Source organism: Klebsiella sp. JN_Kp121 (assembly GCF_040062145.1).
Classification (GTDB): Bacteria; Pseudomonadota; Gammaproteobacteria; order Enterobacterales; family Enterobacteriaceae; genus Klebsiella; species Klebsiella aerogenes.
The window spans coordinates 60,136-75,560 of sequence record NZ_JBEAHX010000004.1 but is presented as its reverse complement, the minus strand read 5'-3'; the positions used below and the strand labels follow the sequence as shown (position 1 = coordinate 75,560).

Genomic DNA, 15,425 nt, shown 5'->3' with positions numbered 1-15,425 from the left:
TTCAGTGACAGTTCCGGTGCGGATCAGGTTGGTGATAAGGTGCATGATTTCGGTAAGTCGTGTGTTCATAGAGAAATGATGACAGCTGCAAGCTTGTTTATAACTTCTTGCAAATTGTGGCATCGATGGTACAAATTAATTAAAGGATAAAAACAATCAACAGGAGGATGAATGAGCGTTATAAACCCCATTAGTTCCAATATATTTAATGCCGAATTTTTAAACTCCCCGGCAGCCGCAGTTGCAGCATGGATTTCCATTATTGGAACGCTTATAACGGTGATAACAATAATTGTTAGAGCACTTTTCAGATACAGAAAATCTCATAATAAAATTTTGAAAAAAGCAGGAGTCCCTGCTTTTGCGCTGAATTTCTTTATATTTACCATTCCGGTAAAGAGTCTTCCAGCGACCGGATGGCCAGAAAAAATACTTGCTGGCGCACTACTAGTTATTTTCCTGGGCGGAAGCGGTTATTTCTCTCCAGAGTTAATTCTTGCTTCCAAGACACCTGATGGATCAGCACTGTGGAATTGGGAGTCTACTAACGAAAATTTTTATATATCCAAGTTACGAGCGACCGAAGCAACAATTACCTCCCCGCCAAAATGGACTTTAAAAGCGTCTGATTGCGATTTAGCATCTGCCAAGATCAGCTATGACACAAAGTTCATTACAGCCGAACATGCCACACAATTATGCAACTTAATGTTGGTTTCTCCTGAAAAAGAACGATTAGAAAAGTCCATCATAAATTTCAAAAAGAACAGAATGATTATATTTTTAATATCTGGAGTCATCGCCTTTTATTTTTCATGGATGATACTTGGTTTAATCCTTAGCCTCATTTACTCTCAAAAAGTAAGAAGATATATTCTGGCTGAGCAAAGAAAGGCTATACATTGCGCTCACGGCGAATTCAGAGCCGAAGGTATCTATGCAATATATCAAGAGTTAGAGCGATAGACTCTTTGTTAACGCCCAGCAATTGCCGCTCAGCATACCGAATCTCTGGCCTCTTACGGCTTACACGATCCCATAAGCCGTAGTGGTGCACACGCGCAATAGGCTGCACCTGCCTATCAAACTGCACGCCGGCAAAGTTGGCGGCGGCTACGATTTTCAGATACTTCGTTGTGCGGAACTTGGCGAACAGTTACCGCTTTATTCGGCCCCTCTTTGTTCGGGTTGTTACCCGGCGAGGCTCATAGCCGGTTCCATCGGGATTGCGTTGTAGACGGATATTGCTCTGCTGGTTTCGGCGTAACCGCTGCTCCAGTTCCTACATCACGCGCTTGCGCGCTGCAGCCCCCCAGATTTGCCAGCAGTGCAGCCAACCAAGCATCGACTTTCTGCAGTTCACCCACGATTAACCGTCTACATTTCTTCCTGCACATCTGGCTCCGGCCCTGCCTTAACGGTTGAGGTCCCGCCCTCATCGCTCACCAGAATGCGCTCCGTCAGTTGCAAATCCAGACTGATATCGCAAATATCGTTGCGCAGAATATCCACCTTAAAGGAAAACAGCTTTTCACACAGTTCGGGATTGTTGATGGCATCCGGCTGGTTTTCCATCAACCACAACAGCACCGGGGCCATCAACAGATTTTATCGCCGCTGAAATCTTTAATCACCACATTCAGGGTGTAACAGTATTCCCACGATATGGATCTGGCCCCGGTTGCCACCAGTGAGCCTTCATCTGTAGTGGCATCAGGCGTTTCGCCAGTGGGGTGCAATACAGCGAAAGTGGAACGCACTCCCATCCGCACACGTCACCCCTAAAGCTGATGCTCAAATTGAGCAGAACTGCCTTATACCAGCGTCCGCAACTCCTCGCGCATGTATGAAGAAAAGTACTCAGGATTCTTAATAACTATACGCTCGCCGGACTCAATTCGTTCCGCCCATCCCGCTAACGTTTTAGTAAATTCGGGATCCCAGCCCTCTTGAGTGCCCCGGGCATATACATCAGCCGCGCTGGCCGGTGCGCCTAACTCATTAAGATACTTGAAAATGCCTTTAGCCGTACTTTCATCCATGGTGTGCGGTGCTGAAGATGACGTGTTCATGCCATTAATAAAATCCAGTGCTTTATCAATTACTGCTGACATATTCTTATCCTTAAAATATCCACGTTCGGTACAAGGCTATAATATGGACTATATTTTGCTTAAGTATCAAAAGGTTTATCCATTTAATTGTTCAAATGTGAGCTGTGTACAAATGGCTGATTTTTTATCTGGCAGCCCCTCTTACATGTGCTCACACCCTCCGGCAAAAAAGATCCTCTGATAGTGATAAGTCCAATCCGTCCAAATCTCAAGAATCTGAGTAATGAATCAAAATGTTTGGCTCTACTTTTTGCCTTTTACTATATCCACTATCCAGGCAACCACGTAAGCCAGCGCCAAAAACCCGACAAAACCAGCCATCTTCATGCCCCAGCCTTCAAGCACAAAAAGGCTACCCAGCGCGGCGATAGAACAAAGGCAGGTTGTGATAGCTTCCAGCAGACTCGCGGACTGAATCCCGATGGATTGGCATAGATTAGCAAGAGCAGATTTCATAGAGTAGCATCCTGGCGGCTTCTAATTAAATATCTGACTTATCAATACTCTAATGCATCATCTTTGTAAATTGATGATCTCTTCCAGACCAGCAATGAGCGCGGGAAAATAGCTTTCATCAAGCCCCAAACAATCACTGATCACTACGCTTTCAGCCGGGTTTTCTGGCCTCAACGTTAACGACATAAGTGCTCCATGGCCAAAAGATGATGGTGTAAATACCAGATTTAGCTGATTTTCGGTGCTTTCAAAAATAACATCGGTATGGGCATCTTCATTTATTAAGTGGGTATGTAACGCGATAAGTTTATCTTTCAGTTCGGAAAGTTCACCAACGTTGAAAGAAGCTTGATATTGTACATTCAATTCAGGGAGGTGATATTCGACGTAGGTTTTTATCCAATCATAAGCAGGTGCATTAGGTGTATTTTCTCTTTCAAATGCGGAGATTCTTAATATTTTCTTATCACTTATTATTTCGATCATGCTTCCCCTCAACAACTTGTATAAAAAAAACCACAGTCCAATCCTGCTCCCTAACGACTATCTCAATAGTATATTTATTATATAAGGATTTAGCGGTGCGAATGATTTAACTACCAAATATTTTTATATTGACGTTGTTAAAGTTTGATTCACTGTACTAGTAAAATAATCTATGCATTGAAGCATAAACCACTACAAATCCCCCCACACCCCCACCATCACAGCGCTTCCCACATATAAAACCAGTGGGTGGCGTCCCGACAAACGGTGCGGAACATGGCAGCGGAGACCAGCTGATAGCGGCGGTCCTGAGATTTCGCGGGTGTATAAGCGCACACGTAGCGCCCGCTATTGGCGTCGGGCAGCCCCTCTTTAACCGACATCCAGGGGAGAATCAGTTGCTCCGGCGGAACGCCCGCCGAAATGGTATCGATCACTTCATGCGCCAGCGCACGGGCATCGCGGCTATAGGGGCCAACGGCAACCTGTTCACAATGTCTGAGTAAATGTTCCATTAATTATCGTTTCCTTTTTTGAGTCTCTATTTTCCCTTAATTATTGCAAAGATATCATTGGAAATAACTATTATTTAATAGGATTTAATGGTACTTATTTACTTAAAAATAAATTTTTAATACGAAACTATAATGACTCGTATTTATATCTCATTGATATAAAAAAGCCATTATCCGCTATCTCCGTATCAACATAGTTGGATAATGGCTAATTCAGGCAATAACGCACTATGCGCAATTGGCCGTGAACTCTACCGGCAAGTCGCCATAAAACCAGCCATCGTCCTGTTGGGTGAGATCGACGCGGATGGTCTTCTTCCCGCCAAACAGAAACTGCTTCACCAGTACCTTACGGGTAAAGACGCCGCCGACGTTAATACGCACGCCGTGATGTTCCACCTTCTTAACCCTGATGGTTCTGGTGGAATAATCTATTTGAATATCAACATGTTCTCCGTGACGAGCAATGAAAGCCGCGATCCTGACATGCCCCCCATTTTTGGAGAAAGAGATAAACGGCTGACTCTTTCTACCGCGCCTTCCCTTTTCTATGTTAACGAAATTGTTTACGTCAGAGCGCACTGCACCATTGAACACAAAGAAGCCTCCCTTCTCAGCAAAATCGTATCCCTTAAAACGAAAAAACAATGGTTTATTTCACTAGCAGGATGAATTTATGACAGAATAATTAACTGCATTCTAGATATAACCACAAATAAAAGCAAACCTACAAACGGTCATTGTAGAGCAACTATCTCCCCATTCTCATCGCGGTAAGAGAAACACGACGGGCTAGATTCCGCACGGCAACTGGCTTCGGCAAACATGATTCGTCGCCCAGCAGGCAAGCGTAATAAAGAGTAAAGTAATCCCAGGATCTGTTAGACGGCCTCTGCGCCACTGAAATGACGTTCGCGCCCAGTCACAGGAGGTTAAAATTTCTCCGGCAGTTCGTGCGCAATATCGATCAGTTCACCGTTCTCCATTTTGATATATCCCCCTTCTTTAAGCTCAGCAAGAATTTTGAAAAGGTAGCTACGCGACATTTTGGTTCTTTTCAGAATAAAGCTAGCCAGGCTTCTATCATGTAATACTCCCGCATCCTGCTGTTTTTTGTAACGGTAAATCATTGATTTAATCGTATCATAGCGTGAAGGTAAATTCTTTTCGTGATGCGCATCAATAATCAGCGATAGCTGAAATGCCATGATTTCCATCAGATAAGCAAACCGATCGCGTTGAATAAAATAGTGTTCAAACGCTTCCTTACCGCAGGTCACTATTTTGACATTTTTCTTCGCCGTATATTTTAGCGATAGCGCCGGACCATAGCTTTCAATAATGCCAAAGATCATACCGCGGATCCCTTTACCGATCTGCAGCATGTCCAGCGTTTTACTCCGCGCGCCGCGTTTACTCGCGGAACCAAAGCCCGCGTTGTATTCCACCTCTATCGCAATAATGCCTTCAACAACAATAACCACTTCGCCGGGTTCTATTTTAAATACACCGTTATCTTTGATGATTCGTGGCTGATTTGCCGAGATCAGCGGTTGAATCAACTCAAGATCGCTGGCGACAACATGGTTATATTGATCAATAACATCGGAATAAGTCGTTTTCATGTTACCTCATTAATACCTATTTATTTAAATATGCATAAAAATAATCTGGCAAAGTTAACCCTGTCAATTAAAGATAGCATTTTTAGTTCATCCTGCCATTTATTTCAGTCCGTTTAGAGACTCCACTCTCGTGTCGACCGATACGTCTAAATAAAATACCAACACCGACGAGAACCGTTTAACGTTTTCTTGCCCATTGAAGCGTCTAATTTATTTTTAACCGAAAACATCCTTGCTAATTTAAAAATAAATTAGACGCTTCGTTAACAACCTATTTTTCCAGATCATTTAAAAACCCGGAAAAATAAAAGGATAGCGAGCTATGTTTAAAAATATTCCCTTTAAGAGAACAATGTTGGCCAGTATGCTGACATTAGCTTCCGGCGCGGTGACCGTTGCTCACGCAGCCGACGCCGCAGCGCCGAAGCAGGATGCTAAAAAGCCTAACATCGTAGTTATCTTTGGCGATGATATCGGCTACCTGAACCTGAGCACCTACAATCAGGGTCTGATGGGCTACCAGACGCCAAACATCGACAGCATCGCCGCCCAGGGCGCGAAGTTTACCTCCTACTACGCCGAGCAGAGCTCCACCGCGGGTCGTTCCGCCTTCATTACCGGCCAGATGCCGTTCCGTACCGGGATGAGTAAAGTCGGGATGCCGGGAGCGCCGCAGGGTCTGCAGAAAGAAGATCCGACCATCGCCAACGTCCTCAAACAACTGGGTTACGCCACCGGGCAGTTTGGTAAAAACCACCTTGGCGATCGCGATGAATTCCTGCCGACTGCACATGGTTTCGATGAGTTCCTTGGCAATCTCTATCACCTGAATGCCGAAGAAGAGCCGGAAAATCCGGATTACCCGAAAGATCCCAACTTCCGCAAACAGTTTGGCCCGCGCGGGGTAATTAAGAGTACCGCTGACGGCAAGATCGAAGATACCGGTCCGCTGACTGTGAAGCGTATGGGGACCGTGGATGAAGAGACTCTGGCCGCCAACAACGACTTTATGGCGCGTCAGGTGAAAGCCGGTAAACCATTCTTTACCTGGTTCAACACCACTCGTATGCACAACAAAACCCACCTCAAAGACGACAGCGTTGGCGTCACCGGGCTGGGAACCTATGCCGATGGCATGGTTGAGCACGATAAAATCGTCGGCCAGGTGCTGCAGAAAATTAAAGATCTCGGCATCGAAGATAACACCATCGTTATCTACACCACCGACAACGGCCCGATGACCGCCACCTGGCCGGACGCAGGCGAAACTCCGTTCCGCGGTGAGAAAAACACCGGCTGGGAGGGCGGCTTCCGAGTTCCGGCAATGATCAAATGGCCGGGCCACATCAAACCGGGCACCGTGGTGAGCGACATGTTCGCCAGCTACGACTGGTTCCCGACGCTGGTTGCCGCTGCCGGCGACAGCAACATCAAACAGGAAATGCTGAAAGGTTATAAAACGCCGTCCATCACCTACAAGGTTCACCTTGATGGCTATAACCAGCTCGACTTCCTGCAGGGCAAAGGGAAAGACCAGCGTAACGAATTCTTCTACTGGAGCGATGACGGCGATCTGCTGGCAATGCGTCAGGGCCGCTGGAAGATCCACTTTATGATCCAGGAACACACCGGTCTCGATCTGTGGCGCTATCCGTTCACCAAACTGCGTGCGCCGATGATCTTTGACCTTGCCGTCGATCCACTGGAGAAAGGCGACCAGGGGATGGGTTACCAATCCTGGTTCTACGATCGCATGTTCCTGATGGGCGGCGCGCAGAAGTCGGCAAAAGAAATGCTGGCGACGTTTAAAGAATTCCCGCCGCGTCAGAAACCGGGCTCCTTCACCGTCTCCGATGTCAGCGCGATGCTTGACCAGGGCGCGCATAAATAACCCTGTTATCAACTCCAGGGCGGTTCGCCGCCCTGTTTTCTTCTCGCCTTACCCTCGACCTGACTAATCCGGGAGTTATTTATGAAACACAGCACCACCGTGCCTGTTAACGCATTACCTTCGGCAGAAAAGTACGCGGGTAACGGCCCCGCCTACCAACGTCGCTTTCATGTGATGGCGAAACCCACCGGCTCCGCCTGTAATCTCGATTGTAGCTACTGCTTTTACCTGCACAAAGAACACTTACTCCAGCAGGAAAAGCGCAGCTATATGAGCGATGAAACGCTGGAAAACTTTATCCGCCAGTACATCGATGGACAGGATGGCGAACAGGTGGTCTTCTCCTGGCAGGGCGGCGAACCGACCCTGATGGGACTGGAGTTTTTCCACAAAGTGGTGAAATTCCAGCAGCAATATAAAAAGCCCGGCCAGCGGATCGAAAACGATCTGCAAACCAACGGTATCCTGATTAACGATGCCTGGGCTGAATTCCTCAAAGCGAATCATTTCCTTGTCGGCCTGTCGATTGACGGCCCGCGAGAGTTGCACGACCGTTATCGCATCACCCGCAGCGGCAAACCGACATTTGATAAAGTGATGGCCGGCGTCGACGCCCTGAAGCGCCACGGCGTTCCATTCAATGCGCTGGTCACCGTCAACCGTACCAACGCCCGTTTCCCATTAGAGGTTTACCGCTTTGTTACCCGCGAACTGGGGGCGACCTACGTGCAGTTTAACCCCTGCGTAGAACCGGTGGACTTTACCCAGACCGCGCCTCATTTCTGGCGTGATGACAGTATCCCCACCGTCGGCAGCCGCCGCGCGCGCCCCGGCGATTTAGACTCCATCGTCACCGGCTGGTCGGTCGACCCGGACGACTGGGGACGCTTCCTGATCGCGACTTTCGAAGAGTGGGTGAACAACGATCTTGGCCGCGTACAGGTCAATCTGTTCGAAACCGCCGTCGCCCAGATGATGGGCATGCCGGCGCAAATTTGCACCACCGCGGAGTTTTGCGGCAAAGGGCTCGCGGTTGAGAAAAACGGCGATGTTTTCTCCTGCGACCACTACGTCTATCCGGAGTATCAAATCGGCAATATCGCCGATAACAGCCTGGCGCGAATGGCTTTCTCCGAACGTCAGCAGGCTTTCGGTATGGGTAAATGCGACACGCTGCCCCAGCAGTGCAAGCAGTGCCCTTACCTGAAGCTTTGCCACGGCGAGTGCCCGAAAAACCGTCTGGTGCTTACCGCCGATGGCGAAGCCGGGCTGAACTATCTCTGCCCGGGCATTAAAGCCTTTTTCAACTATGCCGAGCCGATTCTGGCGGGCATTGTCACGCTGGTGAAACGTGATTTTAAAGGAGTTAGCCGATGAACCTTCGCGATAAAATGTTACAGCTGGAGCAGCGCATGAACGCGCAGGTGCTCGGCCAGGAAAACGTTGTGCGGATGCTGCTCATTGCCCTGCTCTGCGATGGGCATATCCTGCTCGAAGGGCTGCCGGGGCTGGCGAAGACCCGCGCCGTCCGCGAGCTGGCGCGGCATATCCTCGGCGAGTTTCGCCGTATCCAGTTCACTCCGGATCTGCTGCCATCAGATATCACCGGCAGCGAGATTTATCAGCAAAATGCCAGCCGCGAAGAGGAGCAGTTTCGTTTTCGCCCGGGACCGGTTTTCGGCAACATGATTCTGGCGGACGAAATCAACCGCGCCTCGGCCCGCGTGCAGTCGGCGCTGCTGGAGGCGATGGAAGAGCGCCACGTCACCGTGGCGGGCAAAAGCTGGCCGCTGCCGGGCGTGTTTATGGTGCTGGCGACGCAGAACCCCGTCGACCAGGAAGGCACCTGGCCGCTACCGGAAGCCCAGCTCGACCGCTTTCTGATGAAAGTCCAGGTCGACTATCCATCAAAAGAGCATGAGCGGCAGGTGATGCAGCTGGTTCGCGCCGAGCAACAGGCGAAATATGGCGTAGCGGCAAAAACCGCCCCCGCGCCGGAAGCGGAATCACTGCAGTTCAGCCAACAAGAGATCGCCTCCTGCTGGCAGGAGATAAGCGCCATCCACGTCGCGCCGATTATCGAAACCTGGATAGTCGAACTGGTCAACGCCACCCGCCAGCCGCAGCGCATCAGCGAACAATTAGCTAGTTATCTGGCTTACGGCCTGAGCCCACGCGGCACCTTAGCGCTGGAGCGCTGCGCCCGCGCGCAGGCCTGGCTCGCGGGACGTGACGCGGTTCGCCCGGAAGACGTGCGCTTTATCGCGCCGGCGGTGATGCGCCACCGCTTGATGCTGAGCTATCAGGCCAGCGCCGATGGTTGCAGCGCCGACGATGTGATTACCATGCTGCTGAACGCCGTGGTGATCTAATGAACGAACTCTGCGTGAATCGCCAGATGCTGCTCGACCTCGCGCCGCAGGCGCGGTTGATGGTTAACCCACCGGGACAGATCCCACCAGGGGCGTTATCCGGCGAACGCGCCTCCCGCCAGCAGGGCCGTGGGCTCAATTTCGACAGCCTGCGTCGTTATCAACCCGGCGACGACATACGCATGATCGACTGGCAGACGACCGCCCGTCTACGTACGCCGTGGGTGCGCCAGTACAATGAAGAGCGCGAGCGCCCGGTCTTTTTGCTGGTCGACCAACGATTAGATATGCATTTCGCCACCCGCGGGCAAACTAAAGCCAGCGCCGCGGCCAAAACCGCCGCGCTGCTGGCCTGGCGTAGCCATCACGATGGCGATCGCCTCGGCAGCCTGGTATTTAACGATACCACGTTGGCGCTACACCCCTGCCGCGCCCCGCGTAGCACTCTACCCGCGCTGCTGGATGATCTGACGCATTACAACCAGTTGCTGGCGCAGCAATATCCTCACGAGACTGAGCGTACGCAGACGCTTTCGCAGGCGCTACAGCGCGCGGTCAGCACGATTCCGCGCGGCGCCTGGGTTGCGATCCTCAGCGATTTTCACGATCTCGACGCCCAAGCGAAGGCCATGCTGGCGCATCTGCGCCGTCGCTGCGAGGTCAGCGCATTTGTGCTGTTCGACGACTTACACCTTCGCCTGCCGCGCTCCGGCACGCTGGCAGCCTGCTACGGCGGGCGCAGCGCCAGCGTCAACCTCACCTCCGCGCTCAGCGCCGATATTCGTCAACACATCATCGGTCGGCTGGCGCGTCAGCAGCAGCAACTCAACCAGTTGGGTATTCGGGTTAATCATCTGACGGTAACTCAGGACCTGCTGCGCCAGTTACAAAAAGGGCTTTAAATGTTTGAGAAAGGCTATGCGGTGCCGGAGCTACTAACGCCCGCGCTGCCCCCCGCTCCCAGCTGGTTTCCGCTACCAATCGGCTGGCTGATTCTGCTCGCGATTGCCGTAGGCCTGGCGGCGCTGTTCCTGCTTGTCCGCTACGCCCGCTGGCGGCGCAACCGCTGGCGACGAGAAGCGCTGCTGGCGCTCAATCATCCGCATACCGTCGATAGCTGGATGCAGCTGATTAAACGCGTGCAGCTGGTCCACCAGCCGCGCCAAACCGTTAGCCAAACGCTGGCGCCGGAAGCCGTGCTGGTGTCGTTGACGCTGGATGCTGACCTGCGCAACCAGCTCATCGCCCGCTACTGCCGGGCCGACAACGCCCTGAACGACCAGCAGACGGCGCGGCTTCGCGCTCAGCTGGCGCAGTGGCTAAAGGAGCTTCCACATGTCTGAATGGCTCGCCCACATTGATTTCGCCTGGCCCTGGGCCGCGCTACTGCTGGCACTGCCGCTGCTCACTCGTTTTCTCCCGCTACCGGCAAAAACCACCGACGAGCGCGTGCGGGTACCGTTTTTACCCTCACTCATTGACGCGCTACAGCTCGATACTCGGCCAAAACGCGGAAATGGGGCCAGCGCCGTGCTGTTCTGGCTTATCTGGTCACTGCTGGTTTGCGCGCTGGCGCGGCCGGAATACCTGACGCCGCCACAATATATTACCAGGCCGATGCGCGACATCGTGCTGATCCTCGATGTCTCCGGGTCAATGGCGAAAAATGACGTCCAGGGCGGTAATACGCGCCTGCAGGCGGTACAGCAATCGGTGCGCAAGTTTGTCGCCGCCCGCCAATCCGACCGCATCGGCATGGTCATCTTCGCCAGCAAAGCCTGGCCCTTCGCTCCGATAAGCGAAGATAAACAGGCGCTGCAAACGCGCATCAATCAGCTAGCGCCGGACATGATTGGCCAGCAAACCGCTATCGGCGATGCGCTGGGCGTGGCGGTTAAGGTGCTGGATAATGGCCCCGATAAGCAGGCCGATAAGCTGGCGATTTTACTCACCGACGGCAATGATACCGCTTCGCAGCTGTCGCCTGAACTGGCGGCAAAGCTTGCTGCCGACCACAATGTCCGGGTTCATACCATCGCCTTTGGCGACCTCAGCGATACCAGTAAAGACAAAGTCGATTTGCCGCTACTGCAGCGCATCGCGAAAACCACCGGCGGCCAGAGCTGGACCGCCGCGCATTCCGGCAGCGCGCTGGATAGCGTCTGGCAACAAATCGACGCCCTCACTCCGGCGCAGGTTAAAAGCCTCGGCTGGTCCTGGCATCAGGCGCTCTATCCGTGGCCGCTCGCCGCCGCGCTGTTACTGTTACTGCTGGCCGCCTGCGGCCGTGTCCTCAGGGAGAAAATGGCATGAGCGATTTTCACTTCCTCTATCCGTGGCGCTTAACTGCGCTGCTGCTGTGTGTGCTGGTGGCCTGGCTTCCTGGCTATGGCGCTTCCGCATGGTCAACGCTAATGGATAAACCTTTTCGCGCGTTGATTATTCAACGCCGTCGCAGGTTAACCCGGCTGCTGCCGTGGCTACTGGCGCTCGGTGTCATCGCACTGGCGGGCCCAAGCTGGCAGCGCGAACTCCCGGCGGCGCTGACGCCGCAAAGCAACGTGATGGTGATTCTGCAGCAGGATCTGGCGATGTATGCCCAGGATCTTCCCCCCTCGCGTCATCAGCGCATGCAGCATAAAATCTCCGCGCTGATGCAACGGCAGCCCGGTTCGCATTTCGGTCTGGTGGTCTACAGTAGCCAGGCCTTTCTCACCACGCCGTTAACGCAGGATCCGCAGTTTTATCAGCTATTTCTCAACGCTCAGTCGCCCTCTTTGCTGCCGGAAGGTAGCGGTTCCGCCCTGCCGCAGGCCGTCGCACTGGCGTTAAAAAATCTGCCTACAGACAAAGACAGCCCGCGTAGCCTAATCCTCGTTGCCGATACTCTGTCGCCTGCCGATGTCACCTGGCTGAAAGGGCAAAATCTACCGCTGCAAATTTGGGTCCCCGGTACCGCCACGGGTGGAACGCTGCCGGATAAGTACGCTAGCCTCGGCATCGATACCCGACTAAACGTCGATCGTTTCCGTCAGCTGCGCGACGCCGGGATCCCGGTGACGCTGGCCAGCAATGATGGCGACGATCTGCCGATCATCGCCAGCCACATTCAACAATCGGTGACTCAGCAAAATAACGCCCGCGAGGATCTGCACTGGAAAAACAGCGGCTACCTGCTGATCGTGCCGATGCTGTTCCTGCTGCTGTTCTGGCGACGCCAGTTACTGATGGTAGCGCTACTATTTCCCGCGCTGCTGTGGTCGCCGCACAGCGATGCCGCCTGGCTCGATGCCTGGGTTCGCCCCGATATTCAGGGACAGCACGCCTTTCGCCGCGGCGACTACGCCGCTGCCGCCGGGCATTATCGCGATCCGTTATGGCAAGGTATCGCCTGGTATCGGGCGGGCAACTTTCCTGCCGCCGCCAGCGCGTTTCGCGCCGCGCCGCCAACCGCGGAAACCTTGCTGTGGCTGGGCAACAGCTATGCTCAGCAAAAGCAGTGGCAGCAGGCGCTCGACAGCTACGATCGCGCCCTCTACCTACATCCTGACTGGTCCATGGCGCTGCAAAATCGCGATAAAATCTCGCAGATTGTGATGGGCATTCGCCAGCAAGAGCGCGAGCGCCAACAGGCGCAGGGCGATGCGATGGACGACGGCCCGGATAAGCTGGTCCACGACCTGCAGAAAAACCAGGGCATCGATCAGCAGCAAATCGGCGCTATTGCCGGGGAGAGTCCGCAGGTTAATCAATGGTTTGATGCGCTGGATGTTTCGCCTACCGGGCTACTGAAAAGCCTGTATCGCAACGGCTCAGGAGATACCGCACCATGAACAAAGCGCTACTTTTTCTGCTGGTTGCCACGCTTCCGGCGCATGCGGCGATGGATATCACCCGTGAACTGGAAGCGCCGGCGCAGATCGTCCCCGGCCAGCCGGTTCGGGTGGCGATCACCTGGTGGACCGATAGCTGGTTTAACCCGCCGCCGCAGTGGCCCGAGTTTGCCGTCAAAAACGGCGAACTTCTGAATACCGCGTTGCCTTCACAGCTGGTGACGCGCAAAAAGAACGGGATCGTCTGGAGCGGCATTCGCCTTGAACGTCAGGTCAGCGCCTGGCAGCAGGGCGTGCTACGCCTGCCGGCGATCGACATTACTGCATCATCCGCCAATCAGGCGCCGGTCACGGTACATCTTCCGGCGCTGGAACGCCCGGTAAACTGGCCGGCCAATACCACTCAGGCGGACCATTTTTTACCGGCCAGCCAGCTGACGCTCAGCCAGCAAATTCAACAGTACCACGCGGGGAAAGACGCCACGCTGCGGGTTGGTGATGTCGTTGACCGTATCGTGAGCGTCGAGGCGCAGGATGCGCTACCGGGGCAAATTCCACCGCTGCTGTACGCCATTAGCGGTAGCGAAAGCCAGCGTCTGGCGCCGGTCAGTGAGGCATTAAAAAGCGAGCGCGGCGATGTCATCGGCGCTCATCGGGTGGAGCGGCTGCGTTATCTGCCCAGCCATAGCGGCACGCTGACGCTACCACCGATTAGCTTGCGCTGGTGGGATACCGTTAATCATCAATGGCAAACGGCGAAGCTGGCGGGAGAAACGTTGAACGTCGCCGCGGCGCGACAGGGCGGCGCGGAGCAAGCGCTGCGCGGTACCACGGGAATGGTCACCTGGCAGAGCCTGATGTGGATAGTGATTGCCGCTGCCGCGGCCGGTGGGGGATGGTTTGGCCGCCGCTGGTGTTATCGAACGCTTCTCGGCATTAGCCGACGCTGGCGGCGTTTCTGGCAGCCGCAGCCGTTACCACCGCTGGCCCCTTAGACAAAGCACTTCCCGGCGGTTGACCGGATACGATTCGTAGGCCGGATAAGGCGCAGCCGCCATCCGGCAAAAATACGGTTCCGAACTCACCGCCATTGCCCGGCGGCGTTTTTTATTTCGCCTGACACTGCGCCGGGTCGTATACCGTCTTCCAGTCCTGCTGCATATCGACAACCGTCCAGCCCTTCTGTTTCGCCTCGGTCAATCCTTTCACCAGCTTGCCGCTGGCGGAAGGATGGCTGTCGTAGGCATACTCCCGCGCCGCATCGGTATGGTGTACCAGCAGCTCGAAGGTTTTATAGTTCGGGTTGGCTGCGGTGTACTGTAGCATCGCCAGATCGCCATCGCTGTTGCCGAAAGCCGCAACCGGGCGCTGCCCCATAAACAGGTGGATCGCCACCGGCTTGGCCGCGGCATCATCATTAAATGCGCCTTTCATCGTCTTGCGAAGCTCGGTGCCATCGTCCGTCAGACTAAACTCGCTGAGCGCGAACGAACCGATAACCTGCTCCGGCGGGATACCGTACATTTTTTCCGATACCACCCGCATAAAATCAATCCCGCCGCCTGAAACGATCCACGTTTTAAAACCATTGGCGCGCAGATAGTCCAGCAACTGGCGCATCGGCTGATATCCTAACTGGTCATAGCGGCAGCCGGTACGTTTATCCTGATGGCTGTCAAACCATGCGCTGACCCGCTGACTAAACTCTTCGGTGGTCATACCGCTATGGGTTAACGCCAGCAGCTTGAGCAACCCTTTTTCGCCGCCCGCCGCTACCGTTTTCAAATCGTTGTTCAGTACCGCCGCCACCAGCGGATCCTTTTTCCACTCCGGATGGTCGGGCGCCAGCCGTTTCACTTCATCCACCGCGAACTGTAGTTGGAAAGTCAGCGGCGCTTCCGGCCACAGGGTGCCGTCATTATCAAAAACCACGTAGCGCTTATCCAGCGGAATAAAGTCCGCCCCGCCTTCACGCGTCGCCCCCTGCACCCATTGCTCAATCGCCTGTTTAGCAGGGGTATCTTTCCATGCCGGCAGCATATCGGTGGCTGCCGCGCTGGTGAAGCTCAATAGCAGCATGCTGAGCAGTACTGTTTTTTTCATTGTTTTTCCTTCTTATTCCACCGCCAAAAA

At 53.6% G+C, this 15,425-nt stretch carries 17 protein-coding genes and 3 pseudogenes; 10 read left to right on the top strand and 10 right to left on the bottom strand.

All coding sequences use genetic code 11. The features are described 5' to 3' along the window. Positions 1 to 69 (bottom strand): annotated as a pseudogene (locus ABLU86_RS08530) (phage baseplate assembly protein V); the annotation flags it as partial. Between the two features lie 102 nt (positions 70 to 171). On the opposite strand from ABLU86_RS08530, the gene ABLU86_RS08525 reads away from it, so the two are divergent. Continuing rightward, a complete protein-coding gene (locus tag ABLU86_RS08525) occupies positions 172 to 966 on the top strand; it encodes a DUF6216 family protein (RefSeq protein ID WP_047043322.1) in 795 nt (264 codons plus the stop codon). On the opposite strand, the pseudogene ABLU86_RS08520 reads toward ABLU86_RS08525, so the two are convergent. From ABLU86_RS08520 to ABLU86_RS08490, 7 genes and pseudogenes are all read right to left on the bottom strand, one after another. After that, a pseudogene (locus ABLU86_RS08520) lies at positions 920 to 1,367 on the bottom strand (phage virion morphogenesis protein). The gene ABLU86_RS08525 and the pseudogene ABLU86_RS08520 overlap by 47 nt on opposite strands. 10 nt (positions 1,368 to 1,377) lie before the next feature. Next, positions 1,378 to 1,739, bottom strand: a pseudogene (locus tag ABLU86_RS08515) (phage tail protein). A gap of 75 nt (positions 1,740 to 1,814) precedes the next feature. Then, positions 1,815 to 2,114, bottom strand: a complete 300-nt coding sequence (locus ABLU86_RS08510) for a DUF1889 family protein (protein ID WP_047043319.1) — start codon at positions 2,112 to 2,114, stop codon at positions 1,815 to 1,817. 243 nt (positions 2,115 to 2,357) lie between these two features. Then, positions 2,358 to 2,570 (bottom strand): hypothetical protein, encoded by a 213-nt coding sequence (locus ABLU86_RS08505; RefSeq protein ID WP_047043316.1) that lies wholly within the window; start codon positions 2,568 to 2,570, stop codon positions 2,358 to 2,360. A 57-nt stretch (positions 2,571 to 2,627) separates the two neighbouring features. Further along, on the bottom strand, positions 2,628 to 3,056 hold the full coding sequence (locus ABLU86_RS08500; RefSeq protein ID WP_047039153.1) for a hypothetical protein: 429 nt from the start codon (positions 3,054 to 3,056) through the stop codon (positions 2,628 to 2,630). A 218-nt stretch (positions 3,057 to 3,274) separates the two neighbouring features. Then, positions 3,275 to 3,571 carry a hypothetical protein gene (locus ABLU86_RS08495; protein ID WP_015703534.1) on the bottom strand — a complete coding sequence of 99 codons (297 nt, stop codon included), beginning with the start codon at positions 3,569 to 3,571 and terminating at the stop codon, positions 3,275 to 3,277. 228 nt (positions 3,572 to 3,799) lie between these two features. Then, a complete protein-coding gene (locus ABLU86_RS08490) occupies positions 3,800 to 3,970 on the bottom strand; it encodes a hypothetical protein (protein WP_227505316.1) in 171 nt (56 codons plus the stop codon). Positions 3,971 to 4,006: 36 nt separating this feature from the next. Here ABLU86_RS08490 and ABLU86_RS08485 point away from each other — a divergent pair, with 36 nt between their 5' ends. Beyond that, positions 4,007 to 4,243, top strand: a complete 237-nt coding sequence (locus ABLU86_RS08485) for a hypothetical protein (protein WP_227505315.1) — start codon at positions 4,007 to 4,009, stop codon at positions 4,241 to 4,243. A 260-nt stretch (positions 4,244 to 4,503) separates the two neighbouring features. Here the strand turns inward: ABLU86_RS08485 and ABLU86_RS08480 are convergent, their stop codons facing one another. Beyond that, complete coding sequence (locus ABLU86_RS08480; RefSeq protein WP_015703536.1) at positions 4,504 to 5,196, bottom strand: helix-turn-helix domain-containing protein; 693 nt, start codon at positions 5,194 to 5,196, stop codon at positions 4,504 to 4,506. Positions 5,197 to 5,518: 322 nt separating this feature from the next. On the opposite strand from ABLU86_RS08480, the gene ABLU86_RS08475 reads away from it, so the two are divergent. From ABLU86_RS08475 to ABLU86_RS08440, 8 genes are all read left to right on the top strand, one after another. Then, complete coding sequence (locus tag ABLU86_RS08475; protein ID WP_020077900.1) at positions 5,519 to 7,087, top strand: arylsulfatase; 1,569 nt, start codon at positions 5,519 to 5,521, stop codon at positions 7,085 to 7,087. A gap of 81 nt (positions 7,088 to 7,168) precedes the next feature. Further along, the gene (locus ABLU86_RS08470) at positions 7,169 to 8,464 is read left to right on the top strand and encodes an anaerobic sulfatase maturase (RefSeq protein ID WP_087876717.1); all 1,296 of its coding nucleotides are present in this window, start codon (positions 7,169 to 7,171) and stop codon (positions 8,462 to 8,464) included. Then, entirely contained in the window at positions 8,461 to 9,459 is a 999-nt protein-coding gene (locus ABLU86_RS08465; protein WP_087876718.1) for a MoxR family ATPase, read from the top strand. Before ABLU86_RS08470 ends, ABLU86_RS08465 begins: the two co-directional genes overlap by 4 nt. Next, positions 9,459 to 10,361: a DUF58 domain-containing protein gene (locus ABLU86_RS08460; protein WP_087876719.1), complete on the top strand. Its 903-nt coding sequence runs from the start codon at positions 9,459 to 9,461 to the stop codon at positions 10,359 to 10,361. Before ABLU86_RS08465 ends, ABLU86_RS08460 begins: the two co-directional genes overlap by 1 nt. Beyond that, positions 10,362 to 10,802 (top strand): DUF4381 family protein, encoded by a 441-nt coding sequence (locus tag ABLU86_RS08455; RefSeq protein ID WP_087876720.1) that lies wholly within the window; start codon positions 10,362 to 10,364, stop codon positions 10,800 to 10,802. Next, positions 10,795 to 11,772 (top strand): VWA domain-containing protein, encoded by a 978-nt coding sequence (locus tag ABLU86_RS08450; protein WP_213759555.1) that lies wholly within the window; start codon positions 10,795 to 10,797, stop codon positions 11,770 to 11,772. Before ABLU86_RS08455 ends, ABLU86_RS08450 begins: the two co-directional genes overlap by 8 nt. Then, entirely contained in the window at positions 11,769 to 13,292 is a 1,524-nt protein-coding gene (locus ABLU86_RS08445; protein WP_348796159.1) for a VWA domain-containing protein, read from the top strand. Before ABLU86_RS08450 ends, ABLU86_RS08445 begins: the two co-directional genes overlap by 4 nt. After that, entirely contained in the window at positions 13,289 to 14,287 is a 999-nt protein-coding gene (locus ABLU86_RS08440; protein WP_348796158.1) for an oxygen tolerance domain protein, read from the top strand. Before ABLU86_RS08445 ends, ABLU86_RS08440 begins: the two co-directional genes overlap by 4 nt. Before the next feature lie 112 nt (positions 14,288 to 14,399). Here the strand turns inward: ABLU86_RS08440 and ABLU86_RS08435 are convergent, their stop codons facing one another. Further along, complete coding sequence (locus tag ABLU86_RS08435) at positions 14,400 to 15,395, bottom strand: HAD family hydrolase (RefSeq protein ID WP_047043300.1); 996 nt, start codon at positions 15,393 to 15,395, stop codon at positions 14,400 to 14,402. Positions 15,396 to 15,425: the final 30 nt, after the last annotated feature.